This is a genomic window from Bacteroidia bacterium, assembly GCA_027493955.1.
Lineage (GTDB): Bacteria > Bacteroidota > Ignavibacteria > SZUA-365 > SZUA-365 > JAOSJT01.
Genome location: JAOSJT010000001.1, coordinates 2,612,253 through 2,634,062 on the forward strand (window position 1 = coordinate 2,612,253; position 21,810 = coordinate 2,634,062).

The window sequence follows — 21,810 nt, forward strand, 5'->3', positions numbered from 1 at the left end:
CGTCAGCACACGATGTCGTCTATCACCACCGCACCGGCACCGGCATTGCTCGTGACGCGGAAGCCGATGTAGTACATTCCCGCCTGATTCGGGGTATTGAAGTACGGATCCAGGCCGCCCGCAAGCTGCTTGGCCGTCATGAAGCCGGTGTTGGTGAAGTTCGCGAACGTGGCGAAGGTGGTCATCGAGCCCGGATCGGGGCTCATGCCATAGGCCACTTCCACGCGCTGCGGGGCGCCGCTGACGGATTTCATATTGAACGCTATCCGATAGCTGGCCTCGGCGAGCAAGGTCGCACCGGGAGTGAACACCCAGTCGTCGGCTGTCTGCGTGTCACCCGGATACTCGAGCGCATGCGTGCCGCCGCTGCCGACACCGTTGGCCACCGCCCAGGTGGCGGCACCGCCGGCGTTGTTCACCGACCAGTCGTAGTCGAGATAGCCCGGATCGTCGCTGAAATCCGGCGCAAGCATGCTGTTGAAATCCTCGCGTCCGTGAACTTTCTCATTGTCGATGCGTCGTACGTCAATGCCTGTGTTGTCCAGCGGCACCGCATCCAGAGGCCAGAACACTTTCGCGTACACCGGAACGCTCGCAGCGGGAAGAGCACCCGTCACCTTTTGGGTGAATGAAACGACGGTCTTGTCGCCACTCCACGCGGGATTGAAGGTCTGCTGCACGCCGTCGAATTCACTTGCGGGTACGCTGCCTACCTTGTACGTGATGCTGATGCCGTTGGGATTGGCCAGACGGCCGTTATTCTCGAGAACGACATCCACGGAATGTGTCGCGACGCCTTCCTTCCGCGTCCATTTTGTGTCTGCGTAGTTGAGTCGCACATCAGTAATTGCGACATCATAGAGAGGCGGCGGTTCGGGATATTCGTCCGCTCCGATGCACGGATTCGGTCCTCGCTGATCGCCATCGAAGTCGTCGGTGATTCCGGGGAAAGAAACACCCGCGAGATAGCCGACGTCGGAATTGCAGTGCAGATCGGTCTCACTCGCGAAATACGGATCACCGTAGACCGAGTTCTGATGGAATCCGGATACGGCCGCCTGCAACGCAGGGAGGCTGGTGTAACTCGTGCCCTGCCAGTGGTAATAGGTCGTGCCACTCGTCCCGATGCGGTAGAACGCATTGTGGTCGAACAAACTGTAGTCCAACGCGGTATTGCTGTTCATCAGGTATTGAGCGTAGAACGTCCCGTTACCTTCTCGTACTATATAGTTGTTGGCGAACTTGTTGTCATACGCAGTGGTCTCACCGTAGCAATAGATGCCGTAGACCGTGCTGGTGGTTTTCAGATACACCGAATTGTACACCACATCGGTAAAACGCGGATAGTTGACGTACAGTCCGTAACACGTGGACGTACCGTTTGTCGCCCCCATGTTATTGTACACCTTTGCGCGGTTACTGCTCGAGGTGTAATAGTAGTTCGGACGGTAAATGTAGAACAGGTACGAAGCGGAGAAGCCATAGTTGTAACTGATCTCCGGTCCGTCATTCGGATAGTTCACGTAGTAGGCATATCCCGACGATGTCGTGAAGATACCGGAGCTTCTTTGAACCGAACGGTTGCCTTTGACCATCAACTGACCGCCGTAGTTGAGATACACACCGGAATAATACCAGTCCGTCACCGTGTTGTTGATAAACTGATTTCCTCTGGCGGTGGTGTAATCCGTTGTTCCGGAGCCATTCCAGCGAATGCCGTAATACCCGCCGGTGATGGTGTTGTCCTGGATAAGATTGAAGTTGCCGTGATCACCCGACGTCGAGTTTGATGTCGTACTCGAACCGAGAATGCCGATAAAATTGCTGCTGCTACTGCCATTATAGGCCTCGATCACGCAGTCCGTGATTTCATTGTAATCGGCCGAATTGGTGAAAAGCACACCCCAACCGTAGCTGCTTCCCGTCGCCCGAATGGTCAGATTCCTGAACCGCACGTAGTCAGCGCCATTCAATGCGACGACACGGTCGTTCGCATTCGGACAGCTATACTGGAGTATGCGCGTTGCGGCGTTGCCGGCGCCACCGTCGAAGGTGATGGTATTCGTGGAACTTGCGCCCGCTATCTCCGGAATCGTGATCGTCTCCGTGTACGTGCCCGAGGCGACGGTAAAGGTCACGGGCCCGCAGACGCCGGAAGAAATGAGATCATCCACCGCCGCGGTAAACGTGGCATAGTTGGGAGATACTCCTCCGATGGTATATGTACCGGATAATGCGGCTTTCACTATGACCGTTGCCGTGTCATTGTTATTGACCGTGTCCGGGACGCCATTCGGGTTTGTGGTCCAGGCGACGATGGTATACGGGACGCCTGCGAGGAAATTCCTGTTCCCGAGCGTCACGGATGTTTCGCGTGTGCTGACCGAGAGTGTATCCAGCAAGCCCGTCCAGCTGTAAGCGGTCTGCGGAGTGCCGTTGATACTCCAGTTGATTGTGGCCGACGTCACCTGATTCGTTCCGGAATTCTTGAGGGTCACCGAAACCGGATGTGTTCCTGCACAGAACGACGTCGGTGAATCAATCGAAGCGATACCGATGTCGTTCGGAACCGATGCGACGGGGTCGTAGCTGATGCGGCCGCAGAATTGCCGTGGCCAGAAACTCCAAGTGTTGGGAACCGCTCCCCCCCAGGCCTGCGTGTTGACGCTCAGGTACGCGTCGGAAAAGACATAGGGCGTGGTCCCGCTGCGATACGACACGCCACCCGACACTGTCCGTATTGCGAAGCCCCAGCGGTCGCCCTGATTCATCCGCAGGTTGATATTGAAGGGAATCTCGATATCGGTTCCATACCCTACACCGGTGAACACCGCCTGCCCCAGACTGATCCAACCGGTGCTGTTGTAGCCGGTGCTCGAATTCGGGGTATTGATAAGACCTGTGGGATTGTAATAAATCTCCACCGTGTTCGTGCCTGCGGATCCCTGGGACCACAAGCGGTAGATCTGCACCGGTTGCAAGGCTGTGACCTCGAAACTGATGCCGGATGAGCCGTTATTTGCAGTTATTCCCATCGGTAGGATCAGACTCCCCTGGGCTTGGAGCGGCGCACTGTTGAACATGGTCAACCCCAACAGTGTGACAAACGCGCACAGGCCTGCCAAAGCCATTTTGCGCTTCGAGGACCTGTTCCCCGCATTTTGTCGTGTGTTTTGCATAGTTATTCCTCGCAGAATGCTGAGACATGTGGATTCTGACCGAGTGCGCGATAATGTTACGGAATCAATTTCCGGCATTTCCGAACACAGACCAGGAGCGAAGCCAGTGAGTGTTTTTCACTGGGCGTGTTTTTCACTTCTAACGCAACCTACATGACTTTTTCTTCGTTTCAAAATCCTGCTTCATGCCACTTCCCAACGTCACGGTCTGCAGGATGGCGGCGATACATCAGCGAAGCAGCATCTCACAGATCTTCCCGCATGCTTCATCAAAGGTCATGGACGCATATGAACCACGCAGAAGGACCGTCCTGGGACATCCCCGGAAAAGGCGCTTCGCTGCGTCAACCTGCCCGGACACCGGGACGATCAACCTCCACACAACTGTGGAAATAGTACTTGCACAGAAACGCGCCCTTGAAACAAAGGCCGCCCTTCTGGAAATGGTAGCATCAGCCCCATACTCTACAAGAGAAACTCGCAGCGCATGAAGACACGGATCGGTACTTGTGCGCATCGAGGAAAACGGACACGGCGCTTCTCCGCCTGAGGCGGAAGCGCCGGGTTCGCACTGTTTCTATCACCGAAACTCATCCTGTGGCTCAGCCTGAGGCTTATCAGCCTGACGGCATTTTTTTCTCCCTCGTTACGCTCGACATGCACCGTCAGCCTTCGGCTGCGAATCGAAGATCAGCCGCGGTGGAACGATCGCTACACTCACCGATTCCGCTATATCCTCGCATTTCACACATCGTTCCGCCTTCGCTCTCGTCCACTGACGCTTATGCCATACGCAACTATAATGCTTCGGCGGGCAGGCCCGCCTACGCTCGCTTGTTTCAACGGCTGTGCCATTCTCGCCTGATGCTTCGGCGGGCAGGCCCGCCTGCGCTCGCTTGTATCAACGGCTGTGCCATTCTCGCCTGATGCTTCGGCGGGCAGGCCCGCCTACGCTCAGGGACCGGCCCTTCGACTTCGTTCAGGGACCGGTGCGAAAATCGTTCGTCGTAAATCAAAGGCCGCCCTTTCGGGCGGCCTTTGATTGAGTCGGGATCAACGTGGGCGCTTACTTCGACAGCACCATCTGTATCGTCTTATTGTAGTCGCCGGCTATCATGCGGCAGACGTATGTGCCCGAGGGGAGGTCGCGGGCGTCGAAGCTGATGGTATAGCGGCCTTGCGGCAGCACATCGTTGACCAGCTCGCCGACTTCCATGCCGAGACTGTTGTACACCACGAGGCGCACCGCACGCTCCTCGGCCACCGTGAAGCTCACGCTGGTCGAGGGATTGAACGGATTCGGGTAGTTCTGCTCGAGTCCGAAAACCGTCGGCAGCGCATCGCCCGGCTTGCCCATCATGTACGACTGCGCAAGCGCGATATTACCCGTGCTGTTCGTCGGATTCAGATCGAACACCGTCACCAGATTGTTACCCGGATCGGACGCCGAACTGGTACCCATGATCGGATCTTCCCACTGACCCAGGGCCACAGCCTGACGCACGCCGTGCAATTGGTTGCGGTCGGCAATCATCACAGCTTCCTGATCCGCATACGGGAAGGTGATGTTCGCAGTCCACCAGCCGCCGCCCGTGGTCGTGATCTGCCAGTAGCGCTTCACGTACAGCATGCGCGCAAGGTTCTGCGGCAACTGATACGGATACACGCGAATGGTCATACCCGCGATCGAACCGCTCGTCACCTCCACCGTGGCGATCGGATTGCCCGTGCCGGTGGCGGTGAAGTTGTAGGTGTTGCCGGAGGACAGCGACGAAAGCGTCGCTTCCTCGTACTGCGTGCCGCTCTTCGTGCCGGAGTTCACCACGCGCAGCTCCACGTCGATGTTCAGCGGTTCATTGGTCGCGATCAAACCGCTCGACGGCGGCGGGAAATCGTCGTTGAACAGAATACCGTAGAAGGTGATCTGTCCCACGTGCAGACCCGGAGCCAGGCCGTTCGGATTGATGGTCAGCGTAAAGTCCTGGAACTGCCGCGGACGCGGCGGGGTGAAGTTGTACCCCTGCATCGTCGGTTCCGGCGTCGCCTTCGTCAGCGTGATCCACGGGGTGTTCGTCTCCACATCCCAGAGGAAGTCACCATTGGCACCGTAGATATTGGTGAACGATGCCACCTCGTACGTCTTATTGATCAGTCCGGGTACTTTATAGGTTGCCGTGAACTGGAGCTTTTTCGCCGGATCGTTGATGAAGGTGCTCACCGGGGACCCGGGGTTGCCGAAAGCGATTTTCGGTGGAGGCGAAGGATTGTCGTCCAGCACGATGTCGTCAATCACCACAGCACCCGCGCCGGCGTTGCTCGTGACGCGGAAGCCGATGAAGTACACACCCGGCTGATTCGGGGTATTGAAGTACGGATCCAGACCGCCCGCGATCTGCTTGGCGGTCATGAAGCCGGTGTTGGTGAAATTCGCGAAAGTTGCGAAGGTAGTCATCGCACCCGGATCCGGGCTCATGCCATAGGCGACTTCCACACGCTGCGGAGCGCCGCTGACGGATTTCATGTTGAAAGCTATGCGATAGCTCGATCCGCCCTGGAGGTCCGCTCCGGGCGTAAAGAACCAATCGTCGGCGACCTGCGTGTCGCCGGGATATTCCACAGCGTTGCTGCCTGCGGTACCCACACCGTTCGCAACCGACCATACGGCGGGACCAGCACTGTTGTACGCCGTCCAATTGTAATCCAGGAATCCGGGATCGTCACTGAATTCCGGCGCAAGCATGCTGTCGAAGTTCTCGCGGCCGTGAATTTTCGTATTGTCAATGCGACGCGTGTCGTTTCCGGTATTGTTCGCCACGTCTCCATCCGCAGCCCAGAACACCTTGACGTAGACCGTCTGTCCGGCGCTGGGCGCGAGCCCTGTCACCTTCTGATTGAAGCTCACGGCGGCTTTACGGTTGTTCCAGGTCGGATTGAAGGTCTGCTGCACACCGTCGAACTCGCTTGTCGGCATGCTACCCATTTTGTAGGTGATGCTGATGCCATTCGGTGCGGCATCGCGACCAGTGCTTTCGAGCACGACGTCCACAGAATGCGCTGCGCTGCCTTCCATGCGTGACCACTTCATGTCCGCGTAATTGAGACGCACGTCGTTCACCGCCACATCGTACATCGGCGGTGGTTCGGGGTATTCATCGGCCCCGATGCAGGGATTCGGACCGCGCTGGTCTCCGTCAAAATCGTCGGTAATACCGGGGAAAGCGATACCTGCCTGATATCCCACATCCGAACTGCTGTGCAGATCCGTCGCGCTGGCAAACCAGGGATCACCGTAAACCGAATTCTGGTTGAATCCTGTTGACACCGCCTGCATGGCCGCAAGACTGGTATAACTCGTTCCTTCCCAGTAGTATGATGTCGTTCCGGTGCCGATACGGTAGAAAGCGTTGTGATCGAACAGACTGTACGACACCGCCGAGCCCGACGTCATGTGATACTGCGCGTAGAACGTGCCACTGCCTTCGAGCACAACCCAGTTATTGGCGTATTTATTGTCGAGGGCCGATGCGATTCCGTAAACATAGAGACCGTAGGTGGTACCCGTGGTTTTGCAGAAAATCGAGTTGTACACGCAGTCGGTGTAGCTCGGGTAGCTCACGTACAGACCGTAGTTCGTGGACGTACCGTTCGTCGCACCCATGTTATTGTACACACGTGCGCGATTGTTGGTCGAGGCGTAGGCATTGTTCGGGCGGTACACATAGAGCGGTCCGTACGCCGCAAAGCCATAGTTGTAGCTGATCTCGGGACCGTCATTCGGATAGTAAATGTAGTACGCATAACCCGAGCTGGTCGTATACGTCCCCGTCGTACGTTGAATGGACCGATTACGCGTCACAGTGATCGCGCCGCTGTAATACATGTACATTCCGTAGTAGTACCAGTCCGTGATCGTATTGTTGACGAACTGATTTCCGGAGGAAATGGTGTAGTCGGTAGAGCCGGAGCCGTTCCAGCGGATGCCGTAATACCCGCCGATGATGTTGTTGTCTTCGAGCAGGTTATTGCTGCCGTGATCGCCGTACGTACTGTACGACGTTGTCGAACTGGCCAGCACAGCGATGTGATCCGTGCTCGAGCCGCCACTGTACACCTCGATGTTACAGTTGGTGATTTCGTTGTTATCGGCGGAATTCGTGAACAGAACGCCATACCCGTAGGTTGTTCCAGTAGCACGAATGGTCAGATTTCTGATTCGCACATAATCGGCGCCATCGAGAAGCAGCACACGATTATATTGACTGGGAGTGCTGTACTGAAGAATTCTGGTTGACGCATTGCCGGCGCCGCCATCGATGGTGATGGTGTTCGTGGAGCTGGCGCCGGGGATTTCCGGAATGGTGACGGTTTCCGTGTATGTGCCGGCGGCGACATTGAAGGTCACAGGACCACACACGCCGCTCGCTGCCAGATCGGCCATGGCGTCGGTGAAGTTTGCGTAATTCGGTGAGGGACCACCGATGGTGAATGTTCCGGACAGAGCCGCCTTGACCGTCACGCGGGAAGTATCATTCGCATTACTGGTATCCGGCACCCCGTTGGGGTTGGTCGTGTAGGCGACAATGGTATACGGTACGCCGGTTGCGAACGTCCTCGAACCCAAATTCACCTGTGTTTCGCGGGACTGAACGGTGAGCGTATCGAGCAGACCAGTCCAACTGTGCGCTGTCTGCGGAGTGCCGTTGATGCTCCAGTTGATGGTGGCCGATGTCACCTGATTGGTACCAGAGTTCCGCAAGGTCACAATAACGGGATGCGAACCCGCACAGAAGGCGTTCGGCGAATCGATCGAGGAAATGCCGACATCATTCGGACCTGTGGAAACCGGGTCATAGACGATACGTCCGCAGAACTGACGCGGCCAGTTCGAGAATGTGGTCGGCACTGCGCCGCCCCACCCTTCCGTGTTCACGCTCAGGTAGGTGTCAGCGATGATGTAGGGAGCGACACCGCTTCGGTACGAGACACCACCGGAAATCGTTTTAATAGCGAAACCCCATCTGTCGCCCTGATTCATTCTCAGGTTGATGTTGAAGGGAATTTCGATGTCGGTGCCATACCCGACACCGGTAAACACCGCCTGACCAAGACTGATCCATCCGGTGGAATTGTAGCCGGAACTCGAGTTGGGAGTGTTGATGAGACCGGTGGGATTGTAAAAAATCTCGACCGTGTTGGTCCCTGCGCTGCCTTGCGACCACAAGCGGTAAATCTGCACCGGTCGAAGCGCAGTCACTTCAAAGCAGATTCCCGACGAGCCGTTGTTGGCGGTCAGTCCCATGGGGAGGGTCATGGATCCCTGCGCATGCAAGGGAACATGCAGGAGCATACTGCCGAGGAGAAGCAGCATGACAACCCCGGTGGACCGAAATGCGCGGGAACAGGCCCGGGAAGTAACACATTTCTGCATGGTAATACCTCTAATATTGAGAAAATGCGACATCCTCGTGTAACACGACCGAAGAATGTCAGCTGGTGAATGAGGCGTTGTTATACAGCGGAAGGGGACATTGCGCAGGGAGTCCGTACGTGCGAACTATCGTAAGCATCAATGTCGCTCGTTTTACCGCCGACGGCGAAGAATCGGGTCCGATGCGGCGACGCCACTGACGGCGAAGGAAGTCTCGCGACATTCCAGCGCCTGTCGGCTTTACGGCATGCGAGGGTTTCGTCTTTTTTGGGTAGCTACTTTCAGTCAGGCGAAACATGTGTGCGAACTGAATCATTCAAAACAACATCTTTGAGATTCTCTGTCTACGAACGCGCTGTGCTCGAAACCACAGACTGGGATGACAATCGGAGATGTGCAAAAGTTACACGGTCATCCTTTCTGTCGCGTGAGGGTGTGTGGTCGAAAGCAACGAATGAAAGGAATTGTCCTGGTCCGTTTGGCTGTGATCGGAGTTGTGGGGAATTGTCCGGTCCGGATTCGTCGCAGCGACGGAATTTCAGGCGAAGATCACCCGCATCAGGACTATCGTGAAATTAGGATAAATGTACATTCTACGCAACATGTCCACCGGTGTACGGTTTATTCTGAAAAAGGTTACGAAAGCTGCTCCGGAGATACTCCCACCGTCGCCCTGCACGCGGCGCTGCTGTGCCGCTCGTCCTGCTGCCGTTCCGATTGTCGGGACTGCGTGTCGGTACCCCTGATTATTCCGGCGCACTCGGGCCTCTCGCTGTGGCAATCTCTTTTTCGCGTGAAGAATCCGCCCCCGTATTCTGCCGCGATACTCTGCGGCTGCCCTGATGCTTCCGCGCTGATGTTATTGAAGAATGTCTGCGCTTCGATCAGAATCCGCTTACCCAAAACGCAACGAGGCCATCCACAGTGGATGGCCTCGTTGCGGAGATAGATCCGAATGTTACTTGGAAAGGATCATTTGAACGGAGCCCACGAAATCCCCCGCGACCATGCGGCAGGTATAGGTTCCTGTGGGCAATGTCAAAGCGTTGAAATCGACCGTGTACTGGCCGGATGGCAGTACGTCATTCAGCAGTTCCGCGACCTCCACACCGAGATTGTTGTAGACGGTCAGCCGGACCTGCCGCTCGTCGGCAACCGTAAACCGGATGCTCGTCGAAGGATTGAAAGGATTGGGGAAGTTCTGCTCGAGCGCGAAAGCCGTCGGCGCGGCGTCACCCGGCTTCCCCATCATGTACGACTGCGCGAGCACGATATTGCCCGTGCTGTTCGTCGGATTCAAATCGAACACCTTCACGATATTCATCCCCGGATCGGAAGTAGAGCTGGTACCGACGATGGGATCTTCCCACTGGCCCAGCGCCACTGCCTGACGCACACCGTGAAGCTGATTGCGATCTGCGACCATCACCGCTTCCTGATCGGAGTAGGGGAAGGTGATGTTTGCAGTCCACCAGCCGCTGCCCGTCGTTGTGATCTGCCAGTAGCGCTTCACATAGAGCATGCGCGCGAGGTTTTGCGGAAGTTGGTAGGGATATGCTCGTATCGTCATACCGGTGACGTCACCACTCGTCACTTCGACAGTAGCAATCGGATTGCCGGTGTCGGGATCCTTGAAATCGTAGGTGTTCCCCGAAGTGAGTCCGCTTACAGTGTGCTCCTCGAATTGTGAACCACTCTTCGTCCCGGCGTTCACCACGCGGAGTTCCACGTCAATGGTCAGCGGTTCGTTGGTAGCGATCAATCCACTGGAGGGTGGCGGGAAGTCGTCGTTGAAGAGAATGCCGTAAAAGGTTATCTGTCCCACATGGAGACCCGGCGCCAAGCCGTTCGGGTTCACGGTGAGTGTGAAATCCTGGAACTGACGCGGACGTGGCGGTGAAAAATTGTACCCCTGCGCCGTCGCTTCGGGGGTGGCCTTGGTCAGCTTGATCCATGAGGTGTTGGACTCCACATCCCAGAGGAAGTCTCCGTTTACGCCATAGATGTCCGTAGAAGAGACGACCTGATAGGTCTTCGTGATCAAACCGGGTGCCTTGTAGTTTGCCTGAATCGCGATTTTGCTCTCAGGGCTATCCATAAAGGTCTCGAGCGGATCTCCGGGATTTCCGAAGGCGATTTTCGGAGGAGGTGAGGGATTGTCGTCAAGGACAATGTCGTCTATCACGAGCGCCCCTGCACCGGCGTTGCTGATGACTCTGAATCCGATAAAATACGCTCCGGTCGTCGCCGGGGTATTGAAGTACGGATCCATTCCACCGGCAAGCTGCTTTGCGGACAGGAAGTCGGTGTTCGTGAAGTTGGAGAATGTCGCGAACGTCGTCATTGAACCCGGATCGGGACTCGAACCGTATGCAACCTCCAGCATCTGGGGTGCACCGGTTACGGACTTGACGACGAAGGCAATTCGGTAACTCGCCGCAGCAAGCAATTCCACGGGAGGTGTGAACAGCCAGTCATCCGCGGTCTGGGTGTCTCCGGCGTACTCGATACCATTGGTGGCACCGACGCCGACACCATTCGCCACCACCCAGGTTGTTCCTCCGTTAGGATCGGTCACCTTCCAATCGTAATCCAGATAGCCGGGGTCGTCGCTGAAATCAGGCGCGAGCATGGCGTTGAAATTTTCCCGACCGTGAATTTTTCCATTATCCACGGTGCGGGTGTCGCTGCCGCTGTTGTTTGCGGGATCGGCGTCCAACGCCCAGAATACTCTGGCGTGCACCGTAAGCCCTGCGGTCGGCACCAGGCCGCTCACCTTCTGGTTAAAGCGCACCACCGCCTTTCCATTGCTCCAGGACGGGCTGAAGGTCTGTTGTACACCGTCGAATTCGCTTGTGGGCATGCTTCCCACCTTATAGGTGATGCTGATGCCGCTCGGATTTGTCTCCCTGCCGTTATTCTCGAGAACAAGATCAACGGAATGAGCTGCTGGATCCTCGCCGCGTGTCCATTTGCCGTCGGCGTAATTCAGTCGGACTTTCGCAATGCCGATTTCGTACATCGGCGGCGGCTCGGGGAATTCGTCGGCTCCGATGCAGGGATTCGCGAGGCGCGTGTCACCATCAAAATCGTCGGTCACACCCGCGAAATACAGACCGGCCTGATACGCAGCATCTGAGCTGCTGTGCAGATCCGTATCGCTGGTGAAATACGGATCACCGTACACAGAGTTTTGATGCCGTGAAGGCACCGCATTCTGTAAGGCGGTCAGTCCACTGTAAATCGTGGCATTCCAACGGAAAGACGGCGTGACGTTCGCGTCGCACCAGAAGAGGTTGTGGTCGAACGCCGTCATGTCGCTCGAGTACTGATTGTAAATCGCGTAGAAGGTTCCGCTGCCCTTTTTTGCGATGATGTTGTTGAGATACTTGTTGTCGTAATTGGTTGTCGCCCCGTAATTGTAAATACCGTAGCCGGTGCTGCTGCCGTGCATGTACAAAGTGTTATAGACGACATCGGTGTACCGGGGGTAGGACACATACAGGCCATAGTTCGTACTCGAGGACGTCGCCACGAGCATATTGTTCGCGACAAGACCACGGACGTTCGAACTCGATCGCGCGTAGTTGTGATACATGGAGCGCAGCGGATTGTAGTAGACCTGAATGTCGTTGCCGATCATCTGCGCGCCTTCGTTGGCGTAATAGGAGTAGATACCGTAGCTGCTGGATGTTGAGACACGGGGGCGAATATAATTGTAGTTGACCTGCAATGCGGGTTGGTAATAGAAATACATTCCGTAGTTGTTGAAGTCGGTGACTTCATTGTTAATGAAGCGATTGTTGACGCTCAGCGTCGTCGAAGACGATGATGAGCCGTTGAAGCGTACTCCGTAGTAGCCACCACCTTTGATGCGGCATCCTTCGACCAGCGTATGATTCGCCCAGTTTCCGTAGGCGGAATACGATGTGCCGTTGCCCGCATGAACCGCGATACAGTAGTAGTTCGTGGAGGTAGTGGAAACCTCGATGCTGCAGTCAATCAGGTGGTTGTAGTTGGCCTGACTTGTGAACAATACACCAAACCCGTACGTGGAACCGGTCGCGCGAATTGTCAGATTCTTGAAACGGAAATAGTCCGCACCATTGAGCTTCAACACGTAATCCCCCTGGCTTGCAGTGTTGTACTGCAGGATTCGGGTCGCGGCGTTTCCTGCGCCGCCGTCAAACGTGATGGTGTTCGTGGAACTGGCTCCGGTAATCGCAGGAATGGAGACCTGCTGTGTGTAGGTTCCCTGCTGAACATTGAAGGTGACCGGTCCCGAGACACCGTTTGCGACAAGCGCCGTCACGGCGTCGTTGAAATTCGAATAGGTCCCGCTCGGTCCGATGGTGTAGACACCGTTGAGCTGAGCATGCACGCTGGGTGAAAGAAGTCCTAAGCCGAGGAGCAGGACGCCCAGGAGAAGGAAGCGTAATCCACGAGAACGGGTAAGAGAGATTTTCATCATGAGGCTCCTGTATGTGATGTACTCTGTGGTCGTTTTATTGGAATCTGTTTCTGGTGAAGATCCGTCTGCATGAGCATCAGGGCTCCTGGCCTGAACCGAGTCGCTGTCCGGCAGGTCATAGTGAATATAAAGCACATCACCGCTGCATGCAAGGGAAAATAGAGAATTCTTTTCACAGTGATTATTTGCCACGTTATTTCTGCCCGTTGACTTGACGATTCGCCCATTTTCATTGATTTTAACACCATTTTCATGAGATTATTTTTCACACTGAATGTTTTGTGGGCCATGAGCCGGCAGCTGACGGGTGAACACGAGGGATTTCAGGTCCTTTGGTCCATGATGGTGGTGACCGTAACTCGGGGTAATTGCAGAATTCAGCCGGGCTTGGCTTCTTATCAAACTCGTCGTCTATTGCGAGTGTAAGGTTCCGTGGAATATCGGATTCACTTATTCACGGGAGATGGGCGATTCATGTATCGCCCACTTCTCTGTAGCCGCTTCGCGCATGTACAAGTATTTTCACGGATTATCATTGGGCGTTTTGGATGAGGGGCGTCATTGAACACAGTACCAAGGCGGGAAGTGCGTGGGAGAAGTCAGGCGGCAGCAAAATGGGCGATTCATGTATCGCCCATTTTCCTTTCACTGCTTCGCGCATGCGTAAACATTTTCGCGGATTTTCATTGGGCGTTTTGGATGAGGAGCATCATTGAACACAGTGCCCAGGCGGGAAGTGCTTGGGAGAAGTCAGGCGGCAACAAAATGGGCGATTCATGTATCGCCCACTTTCCTTTCACTGCTTCGCGCAGGACCAACGATTTGTAACGATTTTCGTTGAGCGTCCTCGAAGAGGAGAAGCAATGGTCACGGTACCGTGGCGCAAAACTTCCCGTAAATGGTATCTTTGTCCCACACGGTAATCAGCGACGATAGCGGATGCATCGCTGCCGTACGTGAGGCCACAGCAAACACCCTACTCTCTGATGAAGCGCTTCGCTTCGCTATTGCGTCTGGAGCTGCAGCAACATGCGTTCGGCGGTATCGATGAGCTGCCGTTGCGCCGCCGGATCACCCACCCTATGTCCTTCAGGTGAGGCGAGAAAACGCCGGAGCTGTTCCGCGGCCGCAGCTGGATCAGGGGTATCGAGCCGCAATAATGCTTGCGCCAGATAGAGCGAGGGGAGCGTAAATTGATTGTCGAACTCTATCGCCCTTCGCAGAACCACGACGGCTTCCTCGTAGCGGCCGTTCGCGAGTAATACACGACCCGCATACGCCGCAAGGGTGCCACTGGATTCAATCGCCGCGGCAGCAGACGCGAACTGCGCTATCGATTCCGGTGGTATGCCGCGTGCCTCGCGCATCAACCCCTCGGCGAGCACCACCCCCACCCCTGCGGTTTCAAGTGCACGAAGACTGTCAAGATACGTACGCGCCAGTGACGGCTGCAGCGCACCGGCGAGGCCGAGATACTCCGCCTGCATCAGCGTTTCCGTGTACACTTCCTCGAAACTGCGCATACTTCCTTCATACAGCTTCTCTACACCGCCGTCTTTCATCCGTCTCAATCGTTCCAGTATACCGCCCAACGCGCTTGTGAATGCAAGCTCCCGTTCCGCACCGCGCATGGTTGTCACCGCCGCAAGAACATATTTCCGGAAATCATCGGGGTAGCCAACCATCTCGGTCTTCTTTTGTATCGCCCAGGCCACGCCGACGCTATTCCCCACGCTTTGATAGTATTTCCGAAGATGTTCGTAACCGTTCAGAGCAAAATCTCCGGGTATCAATTCATCATCCAGTGCAATGACATCACGAAAACGGGCCACAGACGCTTCCGTTGTGATGTTTACCGCAAGCCAGGGCAGTGTGCCCGCAAGCATGGCTCCGGCGAGGACGTACGACAACCACGAACGACGGGCGGCATCACTCTGCGACCGCAGCAGGGTGAGTACATACATCCCCAAAGCGACACCGAACAGTGCGTTGACATCCCAATCCCGCGCCATACCGAAGCCGGTGTAGCCGAAAAAGAGAAGAAATCCCAGAAAAAGGACGTGCGCCAGCGCAATGGCCGCTTCGGTACCGATTTTTCTGGTCCAAAGAAATGGCAGCACCATAAGGAGGGGGCCACCCACCAGGAGGAGTATGTTCACGACATCCAGAAGATGAGCCGGATGAAGCAACGTATAGTGCTGCATTGCGCCCTCCTCCCCAAACGGCGACAGCGAGAGAATGACGCGGCTGCCCTCGAACGCGGTTCCGCTTGCGAAATACCACAATCCCCCGAGCAGCAAGGCTGCGGCGGTGCCAATCCGCAACATGCGCATCGTGGCGGATCCGTCATCCTCCTTCAACCCACGAGCATGCAGGAGAAGCAGAAAACCCGGCAGCAACAATAGCGACATGAAATGAAATGCAACGCAAAACCCCAAGAGCACGGCCGGTATCCATACCGGTACTTCCCCGCGAACAGCCCTGTCCGTACTGAAAAAATAGGCCGTGCCGGCCGTGAGGAGCAAGGTGTAGTACTCGACATATCCGAAAAAGAACAACGCCCCGGGTGCCAGCAACAGTACTGCCAATCCGGCAACGCGCACGGCGCCGTCGTTGCTGAAGCGTCGCATCCCCGAGAACACCACAAACACATACACTGCGCCTGCAACCGCGCCGCTCAGCCACCACGCCGCCTGCGGATTGCCCAGCAATCCGCTTCCCTCGGACGCGGACCAGAGCAGCGTGCTCAGACCGGCGAGGAGATACCCTGTGAGCGGAGCGGATAAGAGCGAATACAGCACTGTGTCCGACACATCCATCCCTCGTACCAGACGGAAATGTTCGGCGAGATAGACTGCCCCGTCACCGAGGAAGTAGGTGTCCATCCGGAAGCCCCAGAACAGCGCCGCGCAACCAAGCGTCGCAACCAACACCACTGTGCGCCCGCTCCACTTTTCCATCCATGCCGCTTTGAGACGAAACATCGGGTAGGCAATGCCGAGCGCGAGAAGCACACCAAACGCGCTGACGGTATACATGGCCCAGTCCGGTAAATAGGCGAGATAGGATATTCCCCAAAGGCGTGCGTCCGGTTGATAGGCCGCAAATATTCGCAGCAGGACAAGCAGTACGAATACGGTGCCGCTTCGATACAGCAACGCTTTCGATGGCAGATTCCGGCCATCGGTTTTACCTGTGGTCTGAGCAGGCCTGGGTCTCTTCGATTTCATCGGACTGACGTTCCTGTGCGGAGGGGGGGTGTTATTCTACAATGACGCTTTTATGCGCTATCCCGCTGTGTGTTACCAGCCGCAGCATATACATGCCGGGCACTACGTCCGGGCAGCGCAGAGTAGAGGTCGCGGGCAAGACGGCGGACCATACCCGGCGGCCAAGCACGTCGTACAAATACGCTTGGTTCAGCCCCGGCTCAACGGCACCCAGCGCGAAGCTCTCGCCGCGCCGGAGGGGCTGCGGCCAAAGCTCGATGCTGTGCACCGATGTCCATGCCGCATCGATGCGTGTTGTGGTCGTAAAGGCTTTGCGGAGTTCCTCCCACAATTCCGGGAGCACCCCGTCGTAACCCAGGGCCCACATCCCGACGCCGCCCAGATTGCGCTCCTTCGCGAAGGCATATTTGAGCCCGAGACTCTGGGCGTCGTCGTACCAGCATTGTCGCCATGCGGACGGACGGTAAGCGATCCAGGGCACGGAATAGCTCTCACTCCACTGCCGGGGAAAATGCGCGAGTATGTCGGGTATGACCGAGTAGATTCGAGCGTTGGCCCTGTCGGTAGCCGGAGATTGCTGCCTGTCGTCCTGTACCGGCCAGTCGTAACCGTAATACGGTACACCGAGAAGAAATTTTTCCGCCGGGACTCCATGGGAAAGGTACCAGTCTACGCTTTTCTCCACGTTGAGGGAAAAACCCCGCAACGGGGCGACGGGCCCTGCCGCCGTGCTTCCGGACCAGGAATAGTCGTACCCCATGATGAAGAACAGGTCTATATATTCCGCAAGCGACGACACATCCCAACTGCCCGACCAATCCACAGCGGGCGCCGCGGCACTGATGATCATGCCTTCGCCGTAGGCATCCAGCGCGTTGCGCAGTTTCGCGAAAAATGTCGTGAAATTGTCCCGCTGATCCGCCGGAACACTTTCAAAATCAATGCTCACACCGTCGGCAGCGCGCGCATGCACGAGCCGAACGAGCACGGCGCACAGCGTATCGCAGGCGACCGGATTGGCGAGCAAGGTCCGGTTCGCACCGGCACCGAAATTCGTCACCGTCAGAAGCACCTTCACGCCTGCGGCTTTTGCGCGTGCCGGAACTGTCGAGGTGAGCCAGCCCCGGGTGTTTGTCGGCAGACCGGAGGCCGGATCGATCTCGCAGGAAAAGTAGGCGACATGCGACAGCAGATCGAGGCGATACAGATCCACGGCATCGTCGGAGATCCAGTACGGGTGGTATCCATGCACGACATGCGTAAGCGCGTTGGGAGCCTTGCGAGGGAGGTGCTCTGGCTGCGCTTGCGGAAATACCGGCTGCGGTTGTTCGCGCTGATCCCGTTGATGCGCCCCCTCGACGTCCTGGCCCGAAGCCGGACAGACAGGCTGCAACAAGGACGCGATGGTAAACAACACGGAGAGAATACCGCCAAACGGGAGGGGACGCTGACACTCACTCATAATCGCAGGGTGTTCTTTCGGGATGAAATGAAACAGGAATGACGGCGTAGCAGAACATCATCGCAATTCGGCTTCAGGCGAAAGTCCCTCATCACCCGCGAGAGCGCTCAACTGATCCGGGGTGAATGCTCCGCGCTCGGTGATGAACTCTCGGACGTACTCGACAGGAGTCCACTCGAAGTAACGATTCCAGACAGAAAAATGGTCTTTCGTATTCCGAAGAATGAGTTCCTCTGGCGGGCGGTGTTCCACGACGATTTCCTCGCGAAGCTGCGGTGAAAACTTCAGCGAGTCGCTGAGCACGTACAACGGTACACCGAATTCCTTGCAGCAGATGGCAAGAGGGAGTGTACCGGTCTTGTTCAGCAGGTATCCGTCCGCGCTGACGCTGTCCGCACCGACAACCGCGTAGTCCACCTTGGAAAGCGCCACACCCATGGCGGCATCAGTAAGCAGTGTCGCGCTGATTCCATGCTCATCGAGATCGCGTATCGTGCGATGCCCCTCGAGCATGGGACGCGCCTCGAGCACAAAGGCCTGGGCGAGGAGACCGTGCTCCTGCAAGGCCCGCAGCGATGCGAGCACCGTCGAGCTCCTGCTCAGCGTCACGCAGCGCACGGGTGAAGTGAAGCGTGAGCAGAACAGTTCAGCTATAGCGGAACCGGATTCGGCGAGGATCTTTTCGAGCGAGGAAATATAAGCGATAGCGTCAGCGGTTTCCTCGTCTTTCTGTAACCTCGGGAGGAACTCGGATTTTAGTATATGCAGCACCGCATGCAGCGAAGGCATGCTTTTCTGCGATTGCTCGAGCAGGGCAAACCCCTCTTCGATATCGTCGAAACAATACCCAATAGCACAGTTCTCGCATAATGCGAGGAGCTTGCGAACGAGTTCCGTCGCTCCGGAGGTATTGTCTGTCGCCAGTTCCTGAAATTCAGCAAGCACAGTAGCTGTCCACAGTGAGACGCTCGGAAAAATAGGGCGATCCGCGGGAACAAACAACAGACCACAGAACACACAGAAAACACACCGAAAAGACAGAATGTACAGAGATGTTGAGCGTTGAGGGCGAGTATTTACGGAATGGAAGCGAGCGTTGACTTCGCCATCCTCTACGCGAGATCGAATGTACGTGTTTGTTTTCAATGACGTACCAGTTTTTCCGGCGAGATCTGGGCGCTGCACGGAACTTGAGTTTCCTGGAACCCACACTTTCCTGCCTTCGTCACGCTTTTTTGCGTTGCAAATGTGAGTCATTGTTTTCAATGACTTACGGGAATTCCGGTTGTGATTTGGGTGCTGCATTGGCGATATCAGGGCAGAGGTGCCTACTTCTTGCAGCGACAGGGCTCGTGAGAATAGCCATTCTTGGCGTCTTTGCGTTGAATTCCCTTCTGACTTCAGAAGAATGGAACGCAACGTCGCAGAGAAGCAGAGACGCGAAGTGAAGAGAGGGTGCTGTTTTCGTTTCGCGATTCAATGAGCCTCCTGCAGCGAGGAGGAAATTGTGATACCTTCCCGTTTCTCGGCTGCTGCAATGACGAAATCAGGAGAAAAGGCAGAATGCGCAGAGTTGCTGAGCGTTGAGGGCTTGTATTTGCGGAACGGAGGCGAGTGCATCGTTGTGAATGACACATGTACGAGCTGCGGGCGCTACGGTACTGCCGTACATTCGCTGCGTCTGACATGGCTTGCACGCATATTCGTCTCGCACTCTCATTCTCTGCGCATTTCGATCTCTGTTTTCTCTGCTCTCTGCTTGTACAATTCTCAATAAATAAACGCAAAGGGGTCGCTTTGCGCCGACCCCTTTGAACTGGAACCTTCGATGTGATCACTGTTCATAAAAGAATTTTTGCTCACCGAAGGCCGGCCGTAGATGACTCAGCCAACTCGCTTCGGCATCGTATGCCGCGAAAAATGGGCGCCCAACCCAATCCGGATTGCGCGCCTGCAGGAAACGCAGAACGTATACTTTCTCACCTGCAACCTCGGTGACTCCGGTCACCTCCACCTTGCCCGGCGTCGCGGACATGGAGGGCCCCCGCACCGTGCGTGCAAGTCCATTGACATGTTTATAGGCCTCACGGAAAATCTTGTAGGCCTTGCCCAGCGGAATTTTGAAATAATGTTCGGCACCGGTATCCCGTTCCACAAACATATAGTACGGAATGATGCCCAGACGTACCTGTTCTCGCCACATCAGCTCCCATACACCCGGATTGTCGTTGATATGCGCCAGGACTGGGGATTGACTGCGAATGACGGCACCGGTATCGCGTATTCGGCGCACGGCTTCACGGGCCATGGGTGTTTCAAGTTCACGATGGTGGTTGTAATGCGCCATTACGGCCACGGATCTGCCTGAGGCGATAATGCGCTCGAAGAGGCGCAGCATATCGCCGGCGTCTGCGTCGGTCACGAATCGCTGGGGCCAATACGACAGGGCTTTGGTGCCGAAACGTATGCTGTGCAACTGCTCCAATGACGGATCCAGCAATGGTTCGACATATTGCTCGAGCTTGGACGTTTTCATCACCATGGGATCGCCACCGGTGAAGAGGACATTGGTGACTTCGGGATGGCGGGCGATGTATTCTTTGAGCTGCCCGGCTTCTTTGGCGGCGAAGCGCAAGTCGTTCATGCCCACGAATTGTGCCCAACGGAAACAGAACGTGCAATACGCGTGGCAGGTCTGTCCCGCTGCGGGGAAAAAGAGGACTGTCTCCTTGTATTTGTGTTGCAGTCCGGGCAGGACCTCGCCATCCATGCTCGGAACGTTGAGCGTGGTCTGTCCGGCCGGATGCGGATTCAGTTCCATACGAATCGCGTCGGCAGTCTCACGGATCACCTCTCGCGGCGCATCATTGCGGAGCAGTTCCGCCATGCGACGAAAGTGCTCTTCCGTCAGCATGCCACGCTGCGGGAAGGTGAGTTGGTAGATCGGATCGTCCGGAATATCGCTCCAGTCGATAAGCTGATCGATGACATAGGAATTGACTTTGAAGGGCAGAACGCTCGACACTACCCGTATATCGAACCGTTCCGCTGAGGAGAGTGCGCGAATGCGCGGGATCTGTTCAAAATTTTTTTCGGTGAAGTAGGTAAACGGGGCCGGATCTTTCGAATGAAAGACGTGCGGCCTGGCCCTGCCGGGCGGTGATAGCGGTCGCATGTCCATTGTGACCTCCTTGTGATTGGAATAGGGATGGTTCTGCCCTCTCGCGGCCTGGCGATGCCCAGCACACTGCATGTCACTGGAGAGGGTATCATTTTTATGATAACAATTCTGACCACAAAGTCAAGTCAGAAACGTGAAAATCGTACGAACCTGAAAATCGTACGCGCACGCGTCTCACGGCTGGAAGCGCGCAGAGATGGGTTGGTCGTGGCGAGGTGCGAAGAATGCATGCTGCCGTATCACGCTTGATTCACGTCTGACCTCTGGGTAGTATAGGGACAGGAAACCGTCACACAAGCGTGAGACACACGATTCGGGGCGGTCATGACCATCGAAACGGATGGATAGCAATCAGCTCCCCGCAGTACTTACCGGCATCTTTTTTCCCTACCTCGTCGCAGGGACAGTCGATTTTACCCTGAAAGAAGTCACCAAGCGCCGGCTATTCGCCCGCGGAGGCCTGTGGAGCGACATGCCGCGCTGGCTGCTCCACGAACATCGCTGGCACATTTTCATCACAGCGCTGTGGATGCTGCCGCAGCTGATTCTCGTGCTGGTTTTCGGATGGCCGTGGCAAATTATCCTGGGCTGGCTGGTGTTCTACACCGAGGATACGGTGTATTACCTGCTCACGCGTATCGTATACGGCGGCCCCCACGAAGGCGGTCGCATCTTTCCCCCGCAGCTCCACTGGCTGCACGGTAACATCGGCTGGTACAAGCGTATCGTCGGCGAGAGCTTCCCCAGAAAAAACTTCCTTCGCATACTGGCGCTGCAATATCTGTTACTCGCGATTGCTCTGCTGCTGGCATAGCAGCGAGCTGAGGGCGAAGAGCTGAGAGCGTAGAGCAGAACGCAT

General features: G+C 56.1%; 8 protein-coding genes. 1 reads left to right on the forward strand and 7 read right to left on the reverse strand.

Annotation, left to right across the window (positions count from 1 at the left end):
* Nucleotides 1-2: 2 nt before the first annotated feature.
* The 7 genes from M5R41_09915 to M5R41_09945 all read right to left on the reverse strand — a co-directional run bounded on the left by M5R41_09915 (nt 3) and on the right by M5R41_09945 (nt 20,951).
* The gene (locus M5R41_09915) at nt 3-3,179 is read right to left on the reverse strand and encodes a hypothetical protein (protein ID MCZ7556702.1); all 3,177 of its coding nucleotides are present in this window, start codon (nt 3,177-3,179) and stop codon (nt 3-5) included.
* A gap of 1,066 nt (nt 3,180-4,245) precedes the next feature.
* Nucleotides 4,246-8,547 carry a T9SS type A sorting domain-containing protein gene (locus M5R41_09920; GenBank protein MCZ7556703.1) on the reverse strand — a complete coding sequence of 1,434 codons (4,302 nt, stop codon included), beginning with the start codon at nt 8,545-8,547 and terminating at the stop codon, nt 4,246-4,248.
* A gap of 1,018 nt (nt 8,548-9,565) precedes the next feature.
* Nucleotides 9,566-13,078: a hypothetical protein gene (locus M5R41_09925; protein MCZ7556704.1), complete on the reverse strand. Its 3,513-nt coding sequence runs from the start codon at nt 13,076-13,078 to the stop codon at nt 9,566-9,568.
* 1,004 nt (nt 13,079-14,082) lie between these two features.
* Complete coding sequence (locus M5R41_09930; GenBank protein ID MCZ7556705.1) at nt 14,083-16,308, reverse strand: tetratricopeptide repeat protein; 2,226 nt, start codon at nt 16,306-16,308, stop codon at nt 14,083-14,085.
* 31 nt (nt 16,309-16,339) lie between these two features.
* On the reverse strand, nt 16,340-17,770 hold the full coding sequence (locus tag M5R41_09935; GenBank protein ID MCZ7556706.1) for a glycosyl hydrolase family 18 protein: 1,431 nt from the start codon (nt 17,768-17,770) through the stop codon (nt 16,340-16,342).
* Between the two features lie 57 nt (nt 17,771-17,827).
* Nucleotides 17,828-18,715, reverse strand: a complete 888-nt coding sequence (locus tag M5R41_09940) for a hypothetical protein (GenBank protein MCZ7556707.1) — start codon at nt 18,713-18,715, stop codon at nt 17,828-17,830.
* A gap of 889 nt (nt 18,716-19,604) precedes the next feature.
* Nucleotides 19,605-20,951, reverse strand: a complete 1,347-nt coding sequence (locus tag M5R41_09945) for a lysine 2,3-aminomutase (protein ID MCZ7556708.1) — start codon at nt 20,949-20,951, stop codon at nt 19,605-19,607.
* A gap of 340 nt (nt 20,952-21,291) precedes the next feature.
* On the opposite strand from M5R41_09945, the gene M5R41_09950 reads away from it, so the two are divergent.
* Nucleotides 21,292-21,765 (forward strand): hypothetical protein, encoded by a 474-nt coding sequence (locus tag M5R41_09950; protein MCZ7556709.1) that lies wholly within the window; start codon nt 21,292-21,294, stop codon nt 21,763-21,765.
* Nucleotides 21,766-21,810: the final 45 nt, after the last annotated feature.

Coding starts and splice junctions, on each gene's coding strand:
- M5R41_09915 (MCZ7556702.1), bottom strand. CDS start 3,179: ATGCAAAACACACGACAAAATGCGGGGAACAGGTCCTCGAAGCGCAAA.
- M5R41_09920 (MCZ7556703.1), bottom strand. CDS start 8,547: ATGCTGCTTCTCCTCGGCAGTATGCTCCTGCATGTTCCCTTGCATGCG.
- M5R41_09925 (MCZ7556704.1), bottom strand. CDS start 13,078: ATGATGAAAATCTCTCTTACCCGTTCTCGTGGATTACGCTTCCTTCTC.
- M5R41_09930 (MCZ7556705.1), bottom strand. CDS start 16,308: ATGAAATCGAAGAGACCCAGGCCTGCTCAGACCACAGGTAAAACCGAT.
- M5R41_09935 (MCZ7556706.1), bottom strand. CDS start 17,770: ATGAGTGAGTGTCAGCGTCCCCTCCCGTTTGGCGGTATTCTCTCCGTG.
- M5R41_09945 (MCZ7556708.1), bottom strand. CDS start 20,951: ATGGACATGCGACCGCTATCACCGCCCGGCAGGGCCAGGCCGCACGTC.
- M5R41_09950 (MCZ7556709.1), top strand. CDS start 21,292: ATGGATAGCAATCAGCTCCCCGCAGTACTTACCGGCATCTTTTTTCCC.